The sequence below is a fragment of the Falsigemmobacter intermedius genome, from assembly GCF_004054105.1.
Classification (GTDB): domain Bacteria; phylum Pseudomonadota; class Alphaproteobacteria; order Rhodobacterales; family Rhodobacteraceae; genus Wagnerdoeblera; species Wagnerdoeblera intermedia.
The window spans coordinates 26,449-45,847 of sequence record NZ_SBLC01000021.1 but is presented as its reverse complement, the minus strand read 5'-3'; the positions used below and the strand labels follow the sequence as shown (position 1 = coordinate 45,847).

Genomic DNA, 19,399 nt, shown 5'->3' with positions numbered 1-19,399 from the left:
TAACGCGCCCTGTCGGGCGGCCGTCACTGACCAAGGTCAAGCGGTTCTTCGAGGAATTCGAGTTTATATCGTCGCACAAAATAACGGCCTGCGTGTCAGCTATAATTTGGCATGGAAAGATTTCATGACGGTGCGCGAAGAAATTGGCGCTCGTGATTATGACATTCACGGCTTGCGCTATACTGCGGCCAGCGAAATTGCGGCAATTCCGGGAATGACCGCTGAGCACGTCAAAGCTATTACGGGCCACGCTCAATCCGCAATGGTTCATCTCTACGCAGGCGCGGCGATGCAAAAGGCCCGGGCCTCAGAGGCACAGAAAGCGCGTGGAGACAGAACGGGAACGAAGCCGGAATTTTGAAATTTCGTTGAAATTGAAACGGGCGACCATTGATTTTAAACGGTTTTTCCGGATCTGAATATGTTTCAGGAACATCTCTTTGGTCAGGGTTGTGCCTTTTCGTAAAGAGAGCAGCTCAAACATCTGATATTCTTTTCCGGTCAGATGCACGGTCCGCCCCTCGACATCAACGGTTTTAGCGTCAAGATTGACGCAGATCCGCCCGGTCCGGATTACGGATTGCGCATGACCTTTGGAGCGCCGGATAATAGCGTGGATACGCGCCACCAATTCTTCCCGGTGGAACGGCTTGGTCAGATAATCATCTGCACCAAAACCGAAGCCTTTGATTTTATTATCTGTATCATCCACGCCCGAGAGGATGAGAATAGGCGTTTCCACCCGCGACAGCCGAAGTTGCCTGAGAACTTCGTGGCCGTGCATATCCGGGAGATTCAGATCCAGCAGGATCAGATCGTAATCATAAAGGCGGGCAAGATCGATCCCTTCCTCTCCGAGATTGGTGCAATAGACATTCAGATTGGCATGGGTCAGCATAAGCTCAATGCTGCGCGCCGTGGCCGCGTCGTCTTCAACCAATAATATACGCATCGCGCGCTCCACACTGGTAAAACAATGGGATTAACCTTGAACGTAAAGCGTTAATCCTGTCTTACTCTGCCTGAGCTTTTAAAATTTACAACCTAAAGTTGCCTGTATTTTTGCAGCGCTGTGACTTTCAGAGCCGCTTCGCCATGGGCGTGAACGGCCTCACTCCAGAGATCAAACTCTTCTTCGGATAAAGAGTAGCGCGACAGCGCCTCCTCCCGGGTGATCAGCCCGTGATCGACCGCACGCACCACCAGAGCCTTGCGGCTGGCCACCCAGCGGCGGGTGTCAGCAGGGGGCAGATCGCCACGGCTGAGCACCGTGCCATCCGCCAGGGTTACCTGCCGCATCCCTTCAACCTTTTTCAAAAACATGGTCACTCTCCCACAGATGACCGAAATGTCGCGGTTCAGCCTTAAAGACCTCTGAAGCGGGGGGTTGGAGAATGCTGAGGATTTTCCTATATCCCTGCACATCTTTCGGAGAGAACCATGCCACGCGACCTCGATCTGCCTCTGAACTCGCTGGGTCTGCCCAAGGCGCCCGCTGACACCCGCGTCGTGGTGGCCATGTCGGGCGGGGTCGATAGCTCTGTCGTCGCGGCGGTGCTTAAGGAAGAGGGTTATGACGTGGTGGGCGTCACCCTGCAGCTTTACGACCATGGTGCGGCGCTTGCGAAAAAAGGGGCCTGCTGTGCGGGTCGGGATATCCATGATGCGCGCCGCGTGGCCGAGCAGATGGGCTTTCCGCATTATGTGCTCGACTATGAGAACACCTTCCGCGAAGCGGTGATGGAAGAATTCGCCGAAAGCTATCTTGGCGGCGCGACCCCGGTGCCCTGCATCCGCTGCAATGAGCGGGTGAAGTTCCGCGACCTGCTCAACACCGCCAAAGAGCTTGACGCCGACTGCATGGCGACCGGTCACTACATCCAGCGCATGGTGGGTGAGCACGGGCCGGAACTGCATATGGCCGCCGATGCCAACCGCGATCAGAGCTACTTCCTGTTCTCGACCACGCCGGAGCAGCTGGCCTATCTGCGTTTCCCGCTGGGCCATCTGAAGTCGAAAGCCGAGACCCGCGCGCTTGCCGCGAAATACGGCCTGCCGGTGGCCGATAAGCCCGACAGCCAGGACATCTGCTTCGTGCCGAACGGTGATTATGCCTCGGTGATCGAAAAGCTGCGCCCGGGGGCGTCCGATCCCGGCGATATCGTCGATATGGCGGGTAAGGTCCTCGGCCAGCACCGCGGTGTCATTCACTATACCATCGGCCAGCGTCGCGGCCTTGGGATCGGCGGCCTCAGCGATCCGCTTTATGTGGTGCGTCTTGATCCCGAAAGCCGCCATGTGGTCGTCGGCCCGAAAGAGGCGCTCTCGACCCGCATCGTGCCGGTGAAGGAAGTGAACTGGCTGGGCGATGCCCCGCTGATGAGCCGCCCGGAATGGCACATCATGGTCAAAGTGCGCTCGACCCGCCCGCCGCGCGAGGCGATCATCCGCCCGATCTCGGAGACCGAGGCTGAAGTGGAACTGATCGCCCCGGAAGACGGGGTCAGCGCGGGCCAGGCCTGCGTCTTTTACGCGCCCGACAGCACCCGGGTGCTGGGCGGCGGCTGGATCTGGCGCGGTCGCTGATAATAGCCGATCACCGACTCTGCCGCCCGCTCTCCGGGCGGCAGCCCCCCCTGGCCCAGGCGCTCCATGGTCAGGCGCATGGCGTCAAGCTGCGCCTGACGCTGTGCCCCGTCGCTGAGCAGCGCGTTCAGCGCCGGAGCAATCTTTTCAGCCCGACAGTCGGCGCCCAGAAATTCCGGGATCACTCTGGTTTCTGAAACAAGGTTCACCAGGGTCACGGTGTCGATTTTCAGCATGGTTTTCAGCATCATGCGGCTGATCATCGACATATCATAGGCAATGACCATCGGCACGGCATTTGCCGCCAGCTCCAGCGACACCGTGCCCGAGGCCGCGATGGCCGCAGCCGCCCCGGCGAAGGCCGCACGCTTCTCTGCCCCATCCGTGAGGATCAGCGGCTCAATCGGCCAGTTCCGGCTGAGATCGCGCACCAGATCCTCCACCCCGCGCACCGTGGGCAGCACCACCTGCACCGGTCGATCGAGCCGCGACAGGGTTTCGCCTATGACCGGCGCCAGCCGCGTGACCTCGCCGCGCCGCGAGCCGGGCAGCGCCAGAAGCCAGGGGGCGGCGAGACCATATTTCGCGCGCAGAGCCGCAACGTCATCCGCATCGGCGCGCCGCTCAGCCACCACCGGATGACCGACGAAATCGCAGCTCATTCCCGCCGCTTCCATCAGCACCGGCTCAAAGGGTAAAAGCGCCAGAACATGGTCCACCAGCGGCGCCATCTTTTTCGCCCGTCCCGGACGCCAGGCCCAGACCGAGGGGGCCACATAATGTACCGTGCGAAACTCCGGCCGCGCGGCACGGACCAGTTTTGCCACCCGAAGGCAGAAATCCGGGCTGTCGATGGTGATCAGGAGATCAGCACCGCTGTCGAGCACCGCCTGCGCCGTCTCGGCTATGCGGCGCTTGAGATGGAAATACTTTGGCAGAACCTCAGCGATCCCCATGATGGAAAGCTCTTCCATGGGAAAGAGGCTCACCATGCCCTCTGCCTCCATCAGAGGACCGCCAACCCCCTTATAGGGCAGCGGCCCCAGCCGCGCGGTCAGCCCCGCCATCAGCGCAGCCCCGAGCTTATCCCCTGAGGCCTCGCCTGCGATCAGAAAGGGCCTCACGTCGCGCGCGCCCAAAGAAAAAGGCCCAGCCGGTCGGCTTCTGCGACCATGGCCTCACGCTCCAGCAGCAGCACATCGCCTGCGGCCCAGACGATGCCGCCCAGACCCGCCGCATGGGCGTTCTGCACCGTGGTCACCCCAAGCGCGGGCAGATCGACATCACGGCTTTGTCCCGGTTTGGCCGCTTTATAAAGGAGCCCCCTGGGCCCGGCCGGATCCGGGCGCAGCGTGCCCCCCGTGCGGGCAACGAAGTCGAGCATGGCATCCGTGCCGGGCAGGCTCTCCGCTGCCAGGCACAGCCCTTGGGCAACCACCGCGCCCTGCCCGACATCGACCTGACCAAGTGCGGCCACGATGGCGGCAGCACGCTCTGCATCTTTTTCATCCGCTGCGCTCGGCCGGGTCTGCGTCAGAACCCCCGCCTGCGGCAGCAAGTCCGGTGCAAGAGCATCGACACCCGCCACCTCAATGCCGAATTCAGAGAAAATGGCGACAATTTCGCGCAAAGTCGCGTCATCACCGGCCTGCATGGCGGCCACCAGACGCGGCACCATCTGCGCCGTCAGCGGATCAAAGAGTGCCGGATCAAGCCGGGGCCGCTGCATCGCCCCTGCCAGGGCAACCCGGGTGATCCCCTGATCGGTCAGACTGTTGAGAAAAGGGACCAGGCGTTCGAAATGAAAGCTCTCAGCCGGAAGATCCGGGGTTACCCCGGCAGGCGCAAAGACCAGAGCGTCAGGGCGCGCGGCTTTGAGAGCAACCGGAAGCGCTCCGGTCCCGGCGATAATGGCAAAACGGCCGGACATGGCGGTTCCCTATGGTCAGGGCCCGGCTCAGGGCGCGGCTCAGGCCCGGCACCAGAGGCGGGCAGAGGTGAAGACCGGGGCCGTCCTGGCCCCGGAAAATCTTAATGGGGCGTCAGGAAAGAGCGGTCAGAGGCGCCGAGGATGAAGTCCACCACTTCGCGGACCTCTGCGGTCATATCGCCATCGGCGATCCGCTGGACCCGCTCCATGAAGGTTCCTTCGCCCTGGCCCATGGCCTCATAGGCGGCCCGCAGCGCATGGATACCGGCCCGATCGAGACCACGCCGCTTCAGCCCGACGAGGTTCAGCCCGTCAAGCTGCCCGCGCGGCCCCTGAACAAGACCAAAGGGCATGACATCATTCGTCACCATCGTGACGGCACCGATGATCGCCCCGCGTCCGACGCGGACAAACTGGTGAATGCCCGACAGGCCGCCGATGATGACGTCATCCCCGATGTGGCAGTGCCCCGCGACAGCGACCTGATTGGCCATGACCACACGGCTGCCGACGATGGAGTCGTGCCCGACATGAGCGCCGGTCATCATCAGAACGTCATCGCCGATCTGCGTCAGCCCGCCGCCGCCCTCAGTCCCGGTCGAGAGCGTCGCCCCCTCGCGGATGCGGCAGCGTTTGCCGACCACCAGACGGGTGCGCTCACCACGGTATTTCAGATCCTGCGGCTCACCGCCGACGGAGGCGAAGGGCCAGATAATGGTCCCCTCTCCGACTTCGGTCCAGCCCGAAACCACGGCATGCGGGCGCAGCTCAACACCTGCATGCAGGGTGGCATCCGGGCCGACAATGGCATAAGCGCCGATGCGGCACTGCGGGCCGATCACTGCCCCCTCTTCGATGACGGCAGAGGGGTGGATCACTGCCGAGGGGTCAATCGACATGGCTCAGCCTTTCGGGACGTCGAACATGGCGGTGAAGGTGCTTTCGCAGGCGACTTCGCCGTCGACTTTCGCCACACCTTCGAATTTCCACACCCGGCCACCGCCGCGCAGCGCCTTCACGTGCAGTTCAAGCACATCGCCCGGAACCACTTTGCGGCGGAACTTCGTGCTGTCGACGCCCATAAAGAAGACGCGGGCGTTTTTGTCGACCAGATCCATGGTCAGGCCGACCAGCACACCGGCGGTCTGCGCCATGGCTTCGACGATCAGAACACCCGGCATCACCGGCATGCCGGGGAAGTGCCCGGTGAAATGCGGCTCGTTATAGGTGACATTCTTGATGCCCACGCAGCTTTCGCCCGCAACCACGTCGCGGACTTTGTCCACCAGCAGGAAGGGGTAACGATGCGGGATGATCCGGGTAATGAGATCCAGATCGGCTTCAAGGCGCGGCGTGTCAGTCATCAGAAATCCTCATGGCGGCGCAGCGGACCGCGCCTCTCTGGCCTGGATAACAAGTCAGGCCCGGCCTGTCCAGAAGGGCCTCAGGGCCGGGACGGAGCGGGACCCCCGGTCTGTGGCGGTGCCTCAGCTTCGGCTTCGATCGCCTCTTCGTCAATCTCAGCGTCCATCCGCGCGATCATGGCCTCGGTGATGTCGATACCGCGAAAGGCCAGGATGATCGCATCTTCGGCAATGATGGCATAAAGCCCGCGGTCGCGCATCAGCCGCGTCAGCACATCATTGCTCATCACGCTGAAGCGGCGGCGGTCGGCATCGTGCTCCAGATAAAGTGCGCGCTCTTTGTCGGCCTGGGTGCGACGATAGCTCTCAACCTCAGCATTGAACTGATCCGAGAGACGGCGAAATTCCTCCGTGCTCAGCACCTTACGCTGCCGCGTGAGATCCTGCTCACGCGCGGTCAGCCTGGCCTCGATCTCCCGGTTTTCTGCCGCAAGCGCCAGCTGCGCGGTTTCAAAGCGCTGAATCATCGCCTGCCCGAGGCGGCTTCCGGCAAAGAGCCGCGCCTCATTCAGGGTGCCGAACTGCACGGCGCCGCTTTCTTCAGCGAAAACACCGCCGCCCGAGAGGGCCGCGGTGAAAGCAAGCCCGCAGAGGGCCTGGCGCAAAGGCCGAAGCATCAGAACTTCGTCGAAATCGAGATGTCGAAGCGCTGCTCTTTATCGCCCTCAGCCTGTTTCAGCGCTTTGGCGAGGTTGAAGCGCAGCGGCCCCATCGGCGTATCCCAGAGCAGCGAAACACCGACCGAAGAGCGCAGCTTGCGGCTGTCGTCCACCGTCACACCGCCCGAAGTGGTGTTGTCGAGACCCCAGACAGAGCCCACGTCGAAGAAGGCCGCGCCGCGCATCTTATATTCTTCCGGCAGACCCAGCGGGAAATCCGCTTCCAGTCGCGCCACGGCGTAATAGTTGCCGCCCAGCGGGTCGCTGCGACCGTTGCTGACATCGCGCGGGCCCATGCCGAAGGGCTCGAAGCCGCGCATTTTGTCGCCCATGAAGAAGCGCTCAAGCACGCGCAGATCAGTGCCGCCACGGGCATGAACCGCACCGGCTTCCAGCTCTGCGCGCAGGCGCAGATCGCCGTTGAAGAACTTCGTCTCAGAACCTGCGAAGATCTCGGTCTTGAGATACTTCAGATCGCTGCTCAGCCCGAAGAAATCCTGGCTCAGACGGAAGACATAGGCCGTGCGCCCCTGCAGACCGTCCCGACGGTTGTCGAAGCTGAGGGTATAGCCGGGGCCGGCATAGATTTTGCTGCCGCCTTCGGCTTCCTCGGCCAGAATCCCGGTTGCCGGAAGGCCGGTCGCCGGATCGCCGGCCACATTGCGGATGCCGGATTTACCCACCGTGATCCGGGTCGCCAGACGGGTGTTTTCCGCCAGCGGGAATTCAAGCGAGCTGGCAAGCTGCACCGTGCGGCTGTCCCAGGTCGAGTAATTCGCCTCCGTCTGCTCATAAAGACCGGCGAAGGTGAACTTCAGATCGCGGTCCAGAACCGAAGGGTCCGAGAAGGTGAAGGAGGAGGTCGCGTTCTTGGCACCGAGGTTCAGGTCCACGGCCACATATTGACCCCGGCCCAGGAAGTTCGATTCCGACAGACCCACGGTCAGGCCGACACCATCCGCTTTGCCATAGCTGGCACCGAAGGACAGCGAACCGGTCGGCTTCTCTTCCACGGTTGCTTTGACGATCACGCTTTCCGGGGTCGACCCTTCAGAGGCTTCGACATTGGCCGTTTCAAAGTAGCCAAGCGCACGGATCCGCTCAGCCGCTTCGCGGACTTCGCGTGCGTTCAGCGGGTCGCCCTCGACGGTGCGGAACTGGCGGCGGATCACCTCATCAGAGGTGGTGGTATTGCCTTCAATGTCGATGCGCTCAACGAAGATACGCTCGCCGCGGGTCAGAGCGAAATCGACGTTCAGCACGCGGTTGCGCTCATCGCGGTTGATCCGCGGCTCAACGCGCAGGAAGTTGATCCCCTTGCGCCCTGCCAGCGATTCCATCCGCGCAATCGCGCTTTCCACGTCCGAAGGCGAATAGACCGCGCCCGGCTTCAGACGCAGCAGCGAGGAAAACTCGCTGGTATCAAGACCTTCGATTTCCGAGATCACACGGGTCGTGCCGAAGCGATACTGCAGACCTTCGCGCACCGTGAAGGTAACGAAGAAGCCGTCCTGCTCACGCGCCATTTCGGCGGTCGCATCCTGGACCTGCATGTCGATATAGCCACGCGAGTGGTAGAAATCGCGCAGCAGCTGCTTGTCGATCTCAATCCGGTCCGCGTTATAGGTGTCGCGCGAGATGATGGCGCGCAGGAGACCCGCCTGTTTGGTCTGCAGCACCTGACGCAGACGGCGGTCCGTGAAATTGCGGTTGCCGACGAAGCTCAGACGCTCGACTTCCGACACGCGGCCTTCGGCGATCTCAAACACCAGATCGACGGCGTTATTGCCGCGCGGAATGACCTTCGGCTCAACACGGGCGGCAATACGGGCGGTGCTGAAATAGGCTTCAGCGATCGCGGCGGCATCGGCCTCGGCGGTGGCGGGCGAATAGAAGCGGCGCGGTTTCGACGAAATGCCCTTGAGGAGATCTTCGGACTTCAGCCGCTTATTGCCCTCAAAGTTGACAACCGAAATCGCCGGAAGCTCTTTGACCGAGATGACCAGCGTATTGCCGCGCGGCTGCAGGTTCACACTCTCGAAAAGACCGGCGTTCATCAGGCGCTGGTAGACGTCGTTCATCTCAGCCGCGCTGAGGCTGCGACCGCGGTTGATTTTGGCATGACCAAGGATCGTGCGGGCATCCACACGCTGGTTGCCCTCAATCGTCACATTGGAAAAGCTGTAGGCCTGGGCATAGGCGACCACCGGAACGATCGCAGCAACGCTGCCCGCCGCCATAACACTGGCGAGAAGACAGGACCGAAGGCGCATTGCAGATTTACCGGTTGCCCGTTTGCTGAAAAGGCCGCTCATCCGTCACTCTCCCGGTCGCCTGTTTTCAGACTGACTAACCGAGCCCGTGCAACTTGTCAAAATGCTTAAAGGAAAAACCACAGATCCTGCGCAGCTATGGCCAGGCGACCACAGCCCCCAGGGGGCAAGGCTCAGAAGGGGCGGGAGCCTTCCAGCAGCACAACCGCCAGGCTGAGGCACAAAAACAGCAGGCCCGGCACCAGAATGCGGTCCAGATTCACATCCAGAAACAGCTGCAGACGATTGCGGTGGCGGCGGTTTTTCAGCGCAAAGCCGGTCATGTCACCCTCACAGAGAAGACCAACGCCCGCAGAGGGTCTGCGGGCGTTGTCATCATGACAGTGGATTGTGGCCACTTATGGGCGTCACGGGCAGAAAAGATCATTGGTAAGCGCAAAGACCATCAGGCTCAGCAAAATGGTCAGCCCCGCCGTCATCAGCCCCCGCAAGGCCCGGTCTGACGGCGGCTTGCCGGTCACCGCTTCCCAGGCGTGAAAGACCAGATGGCCGCCATCCAGCACCGGCACCGGGAAGAGGTTCATCAGCCCCACCGCCGTCGACAGCATGCCAATGAACCAGATGAAGGTGAAAGACCCCTGCGCCGCCGCATTTCCAGAGCTTTGCGCAATGCCCAGGGGGCCGCGCAGATTGCAGCTTGAAATCGCGCCGGTCACCATATGCCACATGCCCGAGAGCGAGGTTTTGATGATTGAGCCGACCTGAGAGACGCCGATCTGCAGCGCCTCAACCGGACCGGCATTGCGGGTCTCAGGCACAAAGGCCAGCCCCCCGGTCACACCGATCAGCCAGCGGGTCTCAAACCCGCCCTCAGCCCGCGGCACGTCCATCCGCTTCGGCGTCAGCGACACATCAAGGAGCGCGCCCGCGCGCCAGATCTGCAGCGCCACCTCCGACCCGCCCGCAAGTGCCACAGCCTCCCGCAGTTCGGTGAAAGAGGAAATCGGCGTGCCGTCGACCGAAAGGATCACATCCCCTGCAATCAGCCCCGCGTCCTGGGCGGGGGAATCAGGATTGACCTGATCGGCAAGCGGCGGAAAGGGGAACGGCCCCTCTACCTGCATCACCCGACCTGCCCGCTCAAGGGTGTAGTCCGCAAAGGGGGCGGCCGGAAGCTCGGTCGCAATGGTCGCAAAGTCGCGCAGATCCTTCACCGCTGCGCCGTTCAGCGCGGTGATCAGATCGCCCTCCTGCAGCCGCTCTGCCCCCGGCATCGGTTTGACCTGGCCGATCCGCGCCTCATCGGTGGCAATCCCGATCGAAATCGCGATGCCCGCAAAGATCAGGATCGAAAAGACGAAGTTAAAAACCGGACCGGCAGCCACCGTGGCCGCCCGGGCCCAGAGCGGCGCGCCATGCATGGTGTCACGCGCCGCCTCAGGGCTGAGCGCGGCCATGACCTCTTCGTCACGGCCCGATGCGGCATCCGCATCGCCTTTGAACTTAACAAAGCCACCCAGCGGAAGCGCGGCAATCTGCCAGCGGGTGCCGTGACGGTCGACGCGCGAAAACACCACCGGACCAAAACCCAGCGAGAAAACATCCGCTTTAATCCCGCACCAGCGACCGACGATATAGTGGCCATATTCATGGATCGCGACGATGACCGAAAGCGCTCCGACGAAAGCCACCAGCGTGCGCAATCCGCCGCCGAAATCGGGAAACTGGGCGAAAAATTCCATAGACCGTCCTCAGATCTGGTGACGGGCTATCAGCTCCGTCGCAGTGACGCGGGCAAAGTGGTCCATCTGCAGCACCTTCTCAAGGCTGTCTGCCGCAGTTCCATAGCCACTTTCGCGCGAGCAGGCTGACAAAGTCGCCGCAACCACCCGCGCCATATCGGTGAAGCCGATCTTTCCGGCAATAAAGTGGTCGAGGGCGATCTCTTTTGCGGCATTAAAGACCGCACCAGAAAGGCCGCCCGATCTCATCACCTCATCCGCGAGCGCAAGCGCCGGATAACGGGCGGGGTCAGGCGCGGCAAAGGTCAGCTGCCCGAGTTTGATAAGATCCACACGCTCAACCGGAACAAAGCGCCGCTCAGGCCAGTGCAGCGCATAGCCGATGGCATGGCGCATATCCGGCGCACCAAGATGCGCCATCATCGCCCCGTCGTGAAAGGTGACCAGAGCGTGGATGATCTGCTCACGCTGGATCACCACATTGATCTGATCTGCTTCAAAGCCAAAGAACTCTTTAGCCTCAATCACTTCCATGGCTTTGTTAAACATGGTCGCGCTGTCGATGGTAATGCGCTGCCCCATGGCAAAGTTCGGATGGGTTGAGGCCTCAGACACGCTGGCCGCCGCAAGCTTCTCGAGAGGCCAGTCACGAAAAGCGCCCCCCGAAGCCGTGATCGTCACACTCTCAACGGTTTCTGAAGTATGCCCGCCAAGGCATTGAAAAATAGCGGAATGCTCGGAATCGACAGGCAGAATTTCCGCCCCTGCGGCCTCTGCGGTTTTCATCAGAAGCGGGCCTGCGCAGACGAGGCTTTCCTTATTGGCAAGCGCCAGCGCACCACCGCGCTCCACCGTCGCCAGCGAGGGGACCAGCCCTGCCGCGCCGACAATCGCGCTCATTGTCCAGTCGCTGGGACGCTCAGCCGCCTCGCGGATCGCCTCTGCGCCCGCAGCCACTTCGGTGCCGCTGCCCGACAGAAGTTCTTTCAGCTCCGTGTAACGGCTTTCGTCCGCCGTCACCGCAAGCTTTGCCCGGTGGCGCCTGGCCTGTTCAGCGAGAAGCGCCGTATTGCGCCCGCCGGTCAGCACGGCAACTTCATAGTCCTGCGGCGCGCGGCCAATCAGATCGAGCGTATTGACCCCGATCGAGCCGGTCGCGCCGAAAATTGCGACTGAGCGCATGGTCAGAAGCCCCCCACGACCGAGAGATAAAGGATATGCTGCGCCACAAAGACCAGCATGGCGGCCAGCAGCAGCGCATCGAAGCGGTCCAGAAAGCCGCCATGACCGGGGATCAGGTTGGAGCTGTCTTTGATCCCTGCCCGGCGCTTCAGCCAACTTTCAAGGATATCGCCAAGCTGTCCGGCAAAAGCCACCAGCGGCGAGAGCCAGATCAGAGCCGCCGGCGCACCTGCGACGAGGTGAAAACCTGCGCCGACCAGGGCCGCGCCGATCCAGCCTGCCACGGTGCCCGACCAGGTTTTCTTCGGGCTGATCGCCGGCCAGAATTTCGGACCGCCAAAGGCGCGGCCTGCAAAGTAGCCGGCCACATCCGAGACAATGATGACCGCCAGCAGCCACAAAAGCGGCGTGACGCCCATGGTGCGCAGCGAGACAAGCCCCGCCCCCGCCGTCATAATGGCCAGGGCATAGGGAACGGCCACCCATTTCATCCGGCGCGGCGTGAAGGCAAAACCCAGCGGCACGATGAACAGCGCAAGAAGCATCACCTGCCCGCCCTGGTTGAGCAGGCCGCCAAGCGACAGGACCGCCAGCAGCGCGGCGCCGAGGTGCTTCCCGGCGGAATCCTCTGGTGCGGTGATGCGGGCCAGCTCCCAGATCATCAGCGCCGTGACCACGACCACCAGAGCCGACCAGACCGGACCGCCAAGGGCAATCGCAACCGCCCCGACTGCGACCATCACGATCGCAGAGAGCACACGGGCGCGCAGATCGCCCCAGTTACCAGAGGACATCAGGCCAGAGCTCCGCCAAAACGCCGGTCGCGCTCGCCGAACCGGTCCAGGATGCGACCCAGCTCTTCGGCGGTAAAATCCGGCCAGAGGGTGGGCGTGAATTCATATTCGGCATAGGCCGCCTGCCAGAGCAGGAAGTTGCTCACCCGCGTCTCGCCGCTGGTGCGGATCACCAGATCGGGATCGGGAATGTCATGGGTATCGAGCGCCTGACAGAAGCTCTCTTCCGAGATCTCGTCTCCGCGCTCGGCCAGCCGGCGCAATGCGCGCAGAACCTCATCACGGCCGCCGTAGTTGATGGCGACGGTCAGGTTCAGCCGGCTGTTCCCGGCCGTCTGCGCCTCAATGTCGCGCATCAGACCCTGAAGATGGTTTGAAAGCCCCGAGCGATCCCCGATAAAGCGCATCCGCACCCCCTCGCGGGCGAGTTTGACCGCCTCGCGCTGGATGTAATGCGAAAAGAGGCTCATCAGCCCGAGAACTTCTTCGGTCGAGCGCTTCCAGTTCTCGGTGGAGAAGGCATAGAGCGTCAGCCATTGCACGCCGAGGTCGGGAGCGGCCTGCACGATATCGCGCACCCTTTCCACCCCGCGGCGGTGCCCCACCAGACGCGGCCAGCCGCGTCCGGTGGCCCATCGGCCATTGCCATCCATGATGATGGCCACATGCTGTGGCCGCGTGGTTTTGTCAGACGGCATCCGGGCCTCTCCTCGCGAGCGGGCCTTAAATCTGCATGATTTCCTGTTGTTTGGCTTCAAGAGCCTTGTCAACGGCAGAGATCATCCGGTCGGTCAGTGCCTGGATCTCATCAGAATACATCTTCTGATCGTCTTCCGGCATGCCGGCGGCTTTGGCTTTTTTGACCTGGTCCATGCCGTCGCGGCGGACGTTGCGGATCGAGACCCGGGCGCCTTCGGCATATTGGGCAGCAACTTTGGTCAGCTCTTTGCGGCGCTGTTCGTTCAGCTCCGGGATCGGCAGCATGATGATGGTGCCATTGGTCTGCGGGTTGATGCCAAGGCCCGACTCGCGGATCGCCTTTTCCACCTTACCGACCATAGCCTTGTCCCAGATGTTGATGGTCACCATCCGCGGCTCGGGCACGTTGACGGTGCCAAGCTGGTTGACAGGGGTCATCTGGCCATAGGCATCGACCTGGACGGGCTCAAGGATATTGGCGGAGGCACGGCCGGTGCGCAGCGAGCCGAATTCGGTCCGCAGCGCGGCCATGGCGCCTTCCATGCGGCGTTCGAGGTCATCGAGATCAATGTCGAGATCGTCGGACATGGGGATTTCCCTCTTTTGGCCACAGCCGTGCTGCGGCGACGTTCAGTTGCTTCGTTCTAGCCCCCTGGCTTTAGGAAAGTCAAAGGGAACGGAGTTGGAAAGGCCGGGGGCGCTGCCCCCGGGCCCCCGGAGTATTTTTTAAAAAGCCAAAGACAGATCAGCCTTTTACGGTGGTGTAGGTGCCTTTACCCGCGAGGATGCCGCGGAAACCGCCCGGCTCATCGAGCGAGAAGACGATGATCGGCAGTTTGTTGTCGCGCGAAAGCGCGATGGCCGTTGCATCCATGACGCCGAGGTTTTTCTCGAGCGCTTCATCATAGGAGACGGTTTCATAGCGCACGGCATCGGCGAATTTCTTCGGATCTTTGTCGTAGACGCCGTCCACCTTGGTGCCTTTGAAGACGGCCTCACAGCCCATTTCATTCGCGCGCAGTGTGGCTGCGGTATCGGTGGTGAAATAGGGGTTACCGGTGCCGGCTGCGAAGATGCAGACGCGCTTTTTCTCAAGGTGGCGCACGGCGCGGCGGCGGATATAGGGTTCGCAGACCTGATCCATCGGGATGGCCGAGATCACGCGGGTGAAGACGCCGAGGCCTTCGAGGGCGGATTGCATGGCGAGCGCATTCATCACCGTGGCAAGCATGCCCATGTAATCGGCCGTGGTGCGCTCCATGCCCTGGGCGGAGCCGGCAAGGCCACGGAAGATATTGCCGCCGCCGATGACCATGCAGATCTCAACGCCGAGATCGTGGCAGGCCTTCACCTCTTCGGCGATGCGCTGAACGGTCGGCGGATGCAGGCCGAAGCCCTGGTCCCCCATCAGGGCTTCGCCTGAAATCTTCAGCATGACCCGCTTGTAGGTCACACCGCCGCGTGCTTCATCCGCCCCGGTGATGGTGCTCATGCCCTGGCTCTCCGTCTTAAAACTGTTCGCTGTGACAGGCGGCTGCGGTCGCTTCCGCAGCCTGCCTGGTTGACTGGCGCGCAAAATGGTCGAAAACGGCGTAATGTTCAACGATCTTCCTGACCCTTTCGCGCGGTTCCTGCGCGATGTTTCGCCGGAAAAGCCGGTTCTGATCGCGGGCCCGACGGCGAGCGGCAAATCGGGGCTGGCGCTGCGGCTGGCCGAAGCCCAGGGCCGTGCCATTGTGAATGCCGATGCTTTGCAGGTCTATGACAGCTGGCGGGCGCTTTCGGCGCGGCCCTGTGTCGGGGACGAAAGCCGCGCGCCGCATCACCTTTACGGCCATATCGGCCGGAATGAGGCCTATTCCACAGGGCACTGGCTGCGTGAGGTCGCGGCCTATCTGAAGCAGGATCCGCGTCCGGTCATTGTGGGCGGGACGGGTCTGAACTTTACCGCACTGACGGCGGGTCTTGCAGAGATCCCGCCGGTGCCCGCTGAGATCCGCGCTGAGGCGGATCTGCGGCGTGCGACGGAAGGTCACGAGGGGATGCTGCGCGATCTGGATGCGGCGACGGCTGCGCGGATAGATCAGCGCAACCCCGCCCGGGTGCAGCGGGCCTGGGAGGTGCTGCGCACCACCGGGCGCGGACTGGCGGCCTGGCAGGCGGAGACCGGGCCCGCGGTCCTGCCGCCGGAGCAGGCGCAGACGCTGGTGCTGATGCCGGAGGCAGAGTGGCTCGGGGCCCGCATCGATCAGCGCTTTGATCAGATGATTCGTGACGGGGCGCTTGAGGAGGCGCGCGCGGCGCTGGACCACTGGGCGCCTGAGCGCCCCTGGGCGCGGGCCATCGGCGCTCCGGAACTGGTGGCGCATCTGCGCGGAGAGATCTCGCTCCAGGAGGCGCGCGACGCGGCCTGCACCGCGACGCGGCAATATGCCAAGCGCCAGCGGACCTGGATGCGCAACCGTCTGGGTCACTGGCCGGTGATTTCCCTGCCCTGAGCTTCCTCTCAGGGCGGCAAAGGGCTAGACTGACGGCATCCTTCCTGCCGGAGCCCGCCGATGACCCGCCGCCCTGCCCGCCCCCCGGTTGCGCCCCCTTTCCCACCCGCCAGCCGCCGGGACTTCCTGCATCTCAGCGGTCTGGCCGGCCTGGGCCTGATGCTGGACGCAGGTCAGGCGCAGGCGGCGATGCCTCTGAGCGGCGGGCGGATCCGGGTGCAGATGACGCTGTCGGCGCTGCGCGACCCGATGCTCGCCACGCGGTCTCAGATGACGAATTTCACCCGGGGCTGGCTGGAATATCTGCTGGAATATGACACCGACGGGCAGTTTCACCCGAAGCTTCTTGAGCGCTGGGAGGTCTCGGAAGACACGCGGCGGATCGCGCTCTGGCTGCGTCCGGGCGTGCGCTGGTCGAATGGCGAGGCACTGACCGCGGAAGATGTCGCCTTCAACCTGCGGCGCTGGTGTGACAGCCATGTGCCCGGCAATTCCATGGCTGCCCGGCTTGCGGCATTAATCGATCCCGAAACCGGACGCGCGGCGGAGACTGCGATCCGGGTGCGCGATCCCCTGTCGCTGGAGCTGCATCTGCTGCGACCGGATGCCACGCTTCTGGCGGGGCTGGCGGATTATCCGGCCGCCATCGTGCATCCGGGGTTCAGCGAAGAGACCATGCTCAGCGCCCCTGTCGGCACCGGGCCCTATCTGCCGGAAAGCTACGAGGCGGGAAAACGCGCGGTGTTGCGCCGCCAGGATGCCCATTGGTGGGGGCGCGGTCAGGGCGCCTTTCTGGAGACGATTGAATATATCGACACCGGCGCTGCACCGGGGCGGATCGGCGAGGCCGCTGCCGCAGGTCTGATCGATCTGACCGATGACACGGCCGCAGATCTTGCGCCGCAACTTACTGCGCTGGGGTGGAATCCATCGGTCATGGCCAGTGCGGCGACACTGACCGCGCGGTTTAACCTGCGCGATCCGGTCTACAGCGACATTCGCGTGCGTGAGGCGCTGACCCTGGTTACCGACAACCGTGTGGTGCTGGAGCTTGGCCTGGCCGGGCGCGGCGCGGTCGCTGCAAATGATCACGTCTGGCCCGCCCATCCCGATTACGCCCCCCAGCCTCCTTTGCCGGAGCCGGACCGCGAGCGCGCCCTGCAGCTTCTGCGCGAAGCGGGGATGGCGGATCACGAGTTTGAGCTGATCTCGCTTGATGATGACTGGCAGGCGCTGAGCGCTGATGCCATCGCGGTGCAGTGCCTGGATGCCGGGATCAGGGTCAGACGCAAACGGCTGCCGCTTGAAACCTTTTGGGAAGGATGGCGCGCGCATCCCTGGTCGGTGACTGAATGGAACATGCGCCCTCTCGGGATCCAGTCGCTCGCGCTCGCCTATCGCAGCAGTTCAGCCTGGAATGAGACCGGCTTTGCAGATCCCAAATTTGACCGCCTGCTCGATGACGCGCTGGCGATCCGCGACGATGTGGCCCGCAGGCCGGTCATGGCGGAACTGCAGAAGCGGCTGCGCGAAAGCTTCGTGATCATCCAGCCCTTCTGGCGCGATCTGAGCCGTCACAGTGCGCCGCAGATCTTCGGCGCACAGGTTCATCCGATGTTTGAGCACCACCACACGACCTGGTGGCGCGATCCGCCGCTTGATCCTTCTCAGGGCAAAGACTGATCCCTGCCCTAAGGGGACCGGCTCAGGCCCCGGGCCGGTTCAGGTCATAAGCGATGGTGTAATCCCCAAGGACGCGGCGGACGGCCCCGTCGCTGGTGGCGGGATCGGCCTCAACCTGGGCGACCAGGCCGCGCTTTCTATCCTCGATCACCGAGGTGACGCGGGCCGTGAGACCCGCAGCCGCGAGGGCCGCATCGTAAACGCGGGTGATCGCAAGGCGGCGCAGATCCGGTTTGAAAATCTTGCCCACGGCGGTCTTCGGCAGATCCGGCAGGATCCCGATGAACTTCGGGACCGCCGCCCGCTCGGTAATGGCTGAGGCCGCAAAAGCCGCAAGATCTTCGACCGTGGTCTCAGCCCCGGCGACAAGCTCAACATAAACGCAGGGCAATTCGCCCGCATGCGGGTCCGGCTGACCGATGGCCCCGGCAAAGGCCACGCTTTCATGCTTCAAAAGCGCATCTTCGATGACCGCGGGGTCGATGTTATGGCCACCGCGGATGATCAGATCCTTGGCCCGCCCGGTGATCCAGAGATAGCCATCCTCATCCATCCGCCCCAGATCGCCCGTGCGCAGAAAGCGGCCTTCGGCAAAGAGATCGCGGTTCTTGTCGATCTCCGTATAGGTCGAGCCTTCAAAGACGCCGGGGTTTGAGACGCAGATCTCGCCCACCTCATCACGCTCGCATTCGCGAAAACCCTCAGGGGTTTTCTGCAGGATTTTCACTTCCGTATAGGGGAAAGCTATGCCGACAGAGCCGACCTTCTTTGCCCCCTCAATCGGATTGACCGAGACCAGACAGGTGCATTCGGTCAGCCCGTACCCTTCGGCAATCTCGACCCCGGTTGCGGCCTTGAAGCGGTTGTAAAGCTCCACCGGCAGGGGGGCCGAACCCGAGATTGCCATCCGCAGGGTCGAGACATCCGCATCCACCGGGCGCTGCATCAGCGCTGCAATCGCGGTGGGGACGGTGATCATGAAGGTCACCTTATAGCGCTCAACAAGCTTCCAGAAATTGTCGAAGACGCCTTCCCCGCGATAGCCCGCAGGGGTCGGGAAAATCACATGTGCCCCCGAGGCTATGGCACTCATCAAAATCGGATAGGCGGCAAAGACGTGAAAGAGCGGCAGCGGGCACATCAGAACGTCTTTCGGCGTGAAAAGCAGATGTCCGCCCAGCCAGCCGTTGTAGATCATGCCGGAGTATTTGTGCTGCGCGACTTTGGGCATGCCGGTGGTGCCGCCGGTATGGAAATAAGCCGCCACACGGTCGCCCGCGCTGTCTGCAAAGGTCAGATGACCGGCAGGCTGCGCGGAGCAGGCGGCGCGAAAATCCAGCACCTTGGCGCGATGCGCCACCGGGTTCTTCGGCCGGATCAGCGGCACGATCACGTTCTTCGGAAAGCCCAGATAGCCGTTGAGGTCAACCTCAAGCACTGTCTGCACGCCGGGGGCGAGCGCGATGGCTTTAGCCACTTTCTGCGGCACATCGGTCTTCGGAAAAGCCTTGAGGGTGACGACAACCTTCGCCCCGCTTTCGCGCAGGATCGCGGCAATCTGCTCAGGCTCAAGCAGGGGGTTGATCGGGTTCACGATCCCCGCAACGGAACCTGCGATCAGCGTCACGGCGGTCTCAAGGCTGTTGGGCAGCACATAGGCCACCACATCCTTTTCCCCCACACCAAGGCTGCGGAACAGATTGGCGGCCCGCGTCACCCACCCCAGCATCTCACCCCAGGTCACCGTCTGAGAGCGATCCGCAGCACTTGCGGCCGTCAGCTGAAAGGTCAGAGCCGGACTGTCGGGAACACGCCGCGCAATATCGGAAAGGAAGCCATAGATTGTCGCGGGCACGTCGCGCGCGCTCCATGGCATCTCAGCTTCAATCGCGTCACGGTCCGCAAGCGTGGCCAGTCCTGCCATAGTTC

Annotated in this window: 18 protein-coding genes and 2 pseudogenes; 4 read left to right on the top strand and 16 right to left on the bottom strand. The window is 62.7% G+C overall.

The annotated features are described in order from the left end of the window. Positions 1-361: pseudogene (locus tag EP867_RS19850) on the top strand (tyrosine-type recombinase/integrase); the annotation flags it as partial. Positions 362-418: 57 nt separating this feature from the next. Here EP867_RS19850 and EP867_RS13810 read toward each other — a convergent pair. Further along, positions 419-952: pseudogene (locus EP867_RS13810) on the bottom strand (response regulator); the annotation flags it as partial. A gap of 92 nt (positions 953-1,044) precedes the next feature. Continuing rightward, the gene (gene sciP / locus EP867_RS13805; protein ID WP_128490073.1) at positions 1,045-1,323 is read right to left on the bottom strand and encodes a CtrA inhibitor SciP; all 279 of its coding nucleotides are present in this window, start codon (positions 1,321-1,323) and stop codon (positions 1,045-1,047) included. Positions 1,324-1,440: 117 nt separating this feature from the next. Between sciP and mnmA the strand changes: the two genes are divergently transcribed. Further along, on the top strand, positions 1,441-2,586 hold the full coding sequence (gene mnmA / locus EP867_RS13800; RefSeq protein ID WP_128490072.1) for a tRNA 2-thiouridine(34) synthase MnmA: 1,146 nt from the start codon (positions 1,441-1,443) through the stop codon (positions 2,584-2,586). Here the strand turns inward: mnmA and lpxB are convergent. The 13 genes from lpxB to pyrH all read right to left on the bottom strand — a co-directional run bounded on the left by lpxB (position 2,529) and on the right by pyrH (position 14,781). Beyond that, a complete protein-coding gene (gene lpxB / locus EP867_RS13795) occupies positions 2,529-3,710 on the bottom strand; it encodes a lipid-A-disaccharide synthase (RefSeq protein ID WP_128490071.1) in 1,182 nt (393 codons plus the stop codon). The two genes, mnmA and lpxB, sit on opposite strands and share 58 nt — an antisense overlap. Beyond that, positions 3,707-4,516, bottom strand: coding sequence for an LpxI family protein (locus tag EP867_RS13790; protein ID WP_128490070.1), 810 nt, complete (start codon positions 4,514-4,516; stop codon positions 3,707-3,709). The genes lpxB and EP867_RS13790 overlap by 4 nt, the downstream gene beginning before the upstream one ends. Positions 4,517-4,617: 101 nt before the next feature. Then, positions 4,618-5,415: an acyl-ACP--UDP-N-acetylglucosamine O-acyltransferase gene (gene lpxA, locus EP867_RS13785; RefSeq protein WP_128490069.1), complete on the bottom strand. Its 798-nt coding sequence runs from the start codon at positions 5,413-5,415 to the stop codon at positions 4,618-4,620. Positions 5,416-5,418: 3 nt separating this feature from the next. Further along, positions 5,419-5,880, bottom strand: a complete 462-nt coding sequence (gene fabZ, locus EP867_RS13780) for a 3-hydroxyacyl-ACP dehydratase FabZ (RefSeq protein WP_128490068.1) — start codon at positions 5,878-5,880, stop codon at positions 5,419-5,421. A gap of 80 nt (positions 5,881-5,960) precedes the next feature. Next, a complete protein-coding gene (locus EP867_RS13775; protein WP_128490067.1) occupies positions 5,961-6,557 on the bottom strand; it encodes an OmpH family outer membrane protein in 597 nt (198 codons plus the stop codon). Beyond that, positions 6,557-8,914, bottom strand: coding sequence for an outer membrane protein assembly factor BamA (gene bamA / locus EP867_RS13770; protein WP_241656913.1), 2,358 nt, complete (start codon positions 8,912-8,914; stop codon positions 6,557-6,559). Before bamA ends, EP867_RS13775 begins: the two co-directional genes overlap by 1 nt. A gap of 131 nt (positions 8,915-9,045) precedes the next feature. Continuing rightward, positions 9,046-9,195, bottom strand: a complete 150-nt coding sequence (locus EP867_RS19845; protein WP_164888874.1) for a hypothetical protein — start codon at positions 9,193-9,195, stop codon at positions 9,046-9,048. Between the two features lie 84 nt (positions 9,196-9,279). Continuing rightward, entirely contained in the window at positions 9,280-10,614 is a 1,335-nt protein-coding gene (gene rseP / locus EP867_RS13765; protein ID WP_128490066.1) for an RIP metalloprotease RseP, read from the bottom strand. Between the two features lie 9 nt (positions 10,615-10,623). Further along, the gene (gene dxr / locus EP867_RS13760) at positions 10,624-11,796 is read right to left on the bottom strand and encodes a 1-deoxy-D-xylulose-5-phosphate reductoisomerase (protein ID WP_128490065.1); all 1,173 of its coding nucleotides are present in this window, start codon (positions 11,794-11,796) and stop codon (positions 10,624-10,626) included. Between the two features lie 2 nt (positions 11,797-11,798). Next, the gene (locus EP867_RS13755; protein WP_128490064.1) at positions 11,799-12,590 is read right to left on the bottom strand and encodes a phosphatidate cytidylyltransferase; all 792 of its coding nucleotides are present in this window, start codon (positions 12,588-12,590) and stop codon (positions 11,799-11,801) included. Next, positions 12,590-13,288 carry a polyprenyl diphosphate synthase gene (gene uppS / locus EP867_RS13750; protein ID WP_128490063.1) on the bottom strand — a complete coding sequence of 233 codons (699 nt, stop codon included), beginning with the start codon at positions 13,286-13,288 and terminating at the stop codon, positions 12,590-12,592. Before uppS ends, EP867_RS13755 begins: the two co-directional genes overlap by 1 nt. 25 nt (positions 13,289-13,313) lie before the next feature. Then, on the bottom strand, positions 13,314-13,877 hold the full coding sequence (gene frr / locus EP867_RS13745; RefSeq protein ID WP_128490062.1) for a ribosome recycling factor: 564 nt from the start codon (positions 13,875-13,877) through the stop codon (positions 13,314-13,316). A gap of 157 nt (positions 13,878-14,034) precedes the next feature. Continuing rightward, positions 14,035-14,781 carry a UMP kinase gene (pyrH, locus tag EP867_RS13740; RefSeq protein WP_128490061.1) on the bottom strand — a complete coding sequence of 249 codons (747 nt, stop codon included), beginning with the start codon at positions 14,779-14,781 and terminating at the stop codon, positions 14,035-14,037. A 103-nt stretch (positions 14,782-14,884) separates the two neighbouring features. On the opposite strand from pyrH, the gene miaA reads away from it, so the two are divergent. Continuing rightward, positions 14,885-15,787, top strand: coding sequence for a tRNA (adenosine(37)-N6)-dimethylallyltransferase MiaA (miaA, locus tag EP867_RS13735; protein ID WP_164888873.1), 903 nt, complete (start codon positions 14,885-14,887; stop codon positions 15,785-15,787). Positions 15,788-15,847: 60 nt separating this feature from the next. Beyond that, positions 15,848-17,470 (top strand): ABC transporter substrate-binding protein, encoded by a 1,623-nt coding sequence (locus EP867_RS13730; protein ID WP_128490059.1) that lies wholly within the window; start codon positions 15,848-15,850, stop codon positions 17,468-17,470. 22 nt (positions 17,471-17,492) lie between these two features. On the opposite strand, the gene EP867_RS13725 is transcribed toward EP867_RS13730, so the two are convergent. After that, positions 17,493-19,394 carry an acyl-CoA synthetase gene (locus EP867_RS13725; protein WP_128490058.1) on the bottom strand — a complete coding sequence of 634 codons (1,902 nt, stop codon included), beginning with the start codon at positions 19,392-19,394 and terminating at the stop codon, positions 17,493-17,495. Between the last annotated feature and the right edge of the window lie 5 nt (positions 19,395-19,399).

What these genes read in the sequence shown, in the direction of transcription:
- fabZ (WP_128490068.1), bottom strand. Translation starts at nt 5,880, where the DNA reads ATGACTGACACGCCGCGCCTTGAAGCCGATCTGGATCTCATTACCCGG.
- EP867_RS19845 (WP_164888874.1), bottom strand. Translation starts at nt 9,195, where the DNA reads ATGACCGGCTTTGCGCTGAAAAACCGCCGCCACCGCAATCGTCTGCAG.
- EP867_RS13790 (WP_128490070.1), bottom strand. Translation starts at nt 4,516, where the DNA reads ATGTCCGGCCGTTTTGCCATTATCGCCGGGACCGGAGCGCTTCCGGTT.
- EP867_RS13725 (WP_128490058.1), bottom strand. Translation starts at nt 19,394, where the DNA reads ATGGCAGGACTGGCCACGCTTGCGGACCGTGACGCGATTGAAGCTGAG.
- dxr (WP_128490065.1), bottom strand. Translation starts at nt 11,796, where the DNA reads ATGCGCTCAGTCGCAATTTTCGGCGCGACCGGCTCGATCGGGGTCAAT.
- EP867_RS13775 (WP_128490067.1), bottom strand. Translation starts at nt 6,557, where the DNA reads ATGCTTCGGCCTTTGCGCCAGGCCCTCTGCGGGCTTGCTTTCACCGCG.
- pyrH (WP_128490061.1), bottom strand. Translation starts at nt 14,781, where the DNA reads ATGAGCACCATCACCGGGGCGGATGAAGCACGCGGCGGTGTGACCTAC.
- rseP (WP_128490066.1), bottom strand. Translation starts at nt 10,614, where the DNA reads ATGGAATTTTTCGCCCAGTTTCCCGATTTCGGCGGCGGATTGCGCACG.
- sciP (WP_128490073.1), bottom strand. Translation starts at nt 1,323, where the DNA reads ATGTTTTTGAAAAAGGTTGAAGGGATGCGGCAGGTAACCCTGGCGGAT.
- miaA (WP_164888873.1), top strand. Translation starts at nt 14,885, where the DNA reads ATGTTCAACGATCTTCCTGACCCTTTCGCGCGGTTCCTGCGCGATGTT.
- frr (WP_128490062.1), bottom strand. Translation starts at nt 13,877, where the DNA reads ATGTCCGACGATCTCGACATTGATCTCGATGACCTCGAACGCCGCATG.
- uppS (WP_128490063.1), bottom strand. Translation starts at nt 13,288, where the DNA reads ATGCCGTCTGACAAAACCACGCGGCCACAGCATGTGGCCATCATCATG.
- EP867_RS13730 (WP_128490059.1), top strand. Translation starts at nt 15,848, where the DNA reads ATGACCCGCCGCCCTGCCCGCCCCCCGGTTGCGCCCCCTTTCCCACCC.
- EP867_RS13755 (WP_128490064.1), bottom strand. Translation starts at nt 12,590, where the DNA reads ATGTCCTCTGGTAACTGGGGCGATCTGCGCGCCCGTGTGCTCTCTGCG.
- lpxA (WP_128490069.1), bottom strand. Translation starts at nt 5,415, where the DNA reads ATGTCGATTGACCCCTCGGCAGTGATCCACCCCTCTGCCGTCATCGAA.
- bamA (WP_241656913.1), bottom strand. Translation starts at nt 8,914, where the DNA reads ATGAGCGGCCTTTTCAGCAAACGGGCAACCGGTAAATCTGCAATGCGC.
- mnmA (WP_128490072.1), top strand. Translation starts at nt 1,441, where the DNA reads ATGCCACGCGACCTCGATCTGCCTCTGAACTCGCTGGGTCTGCCCAAG.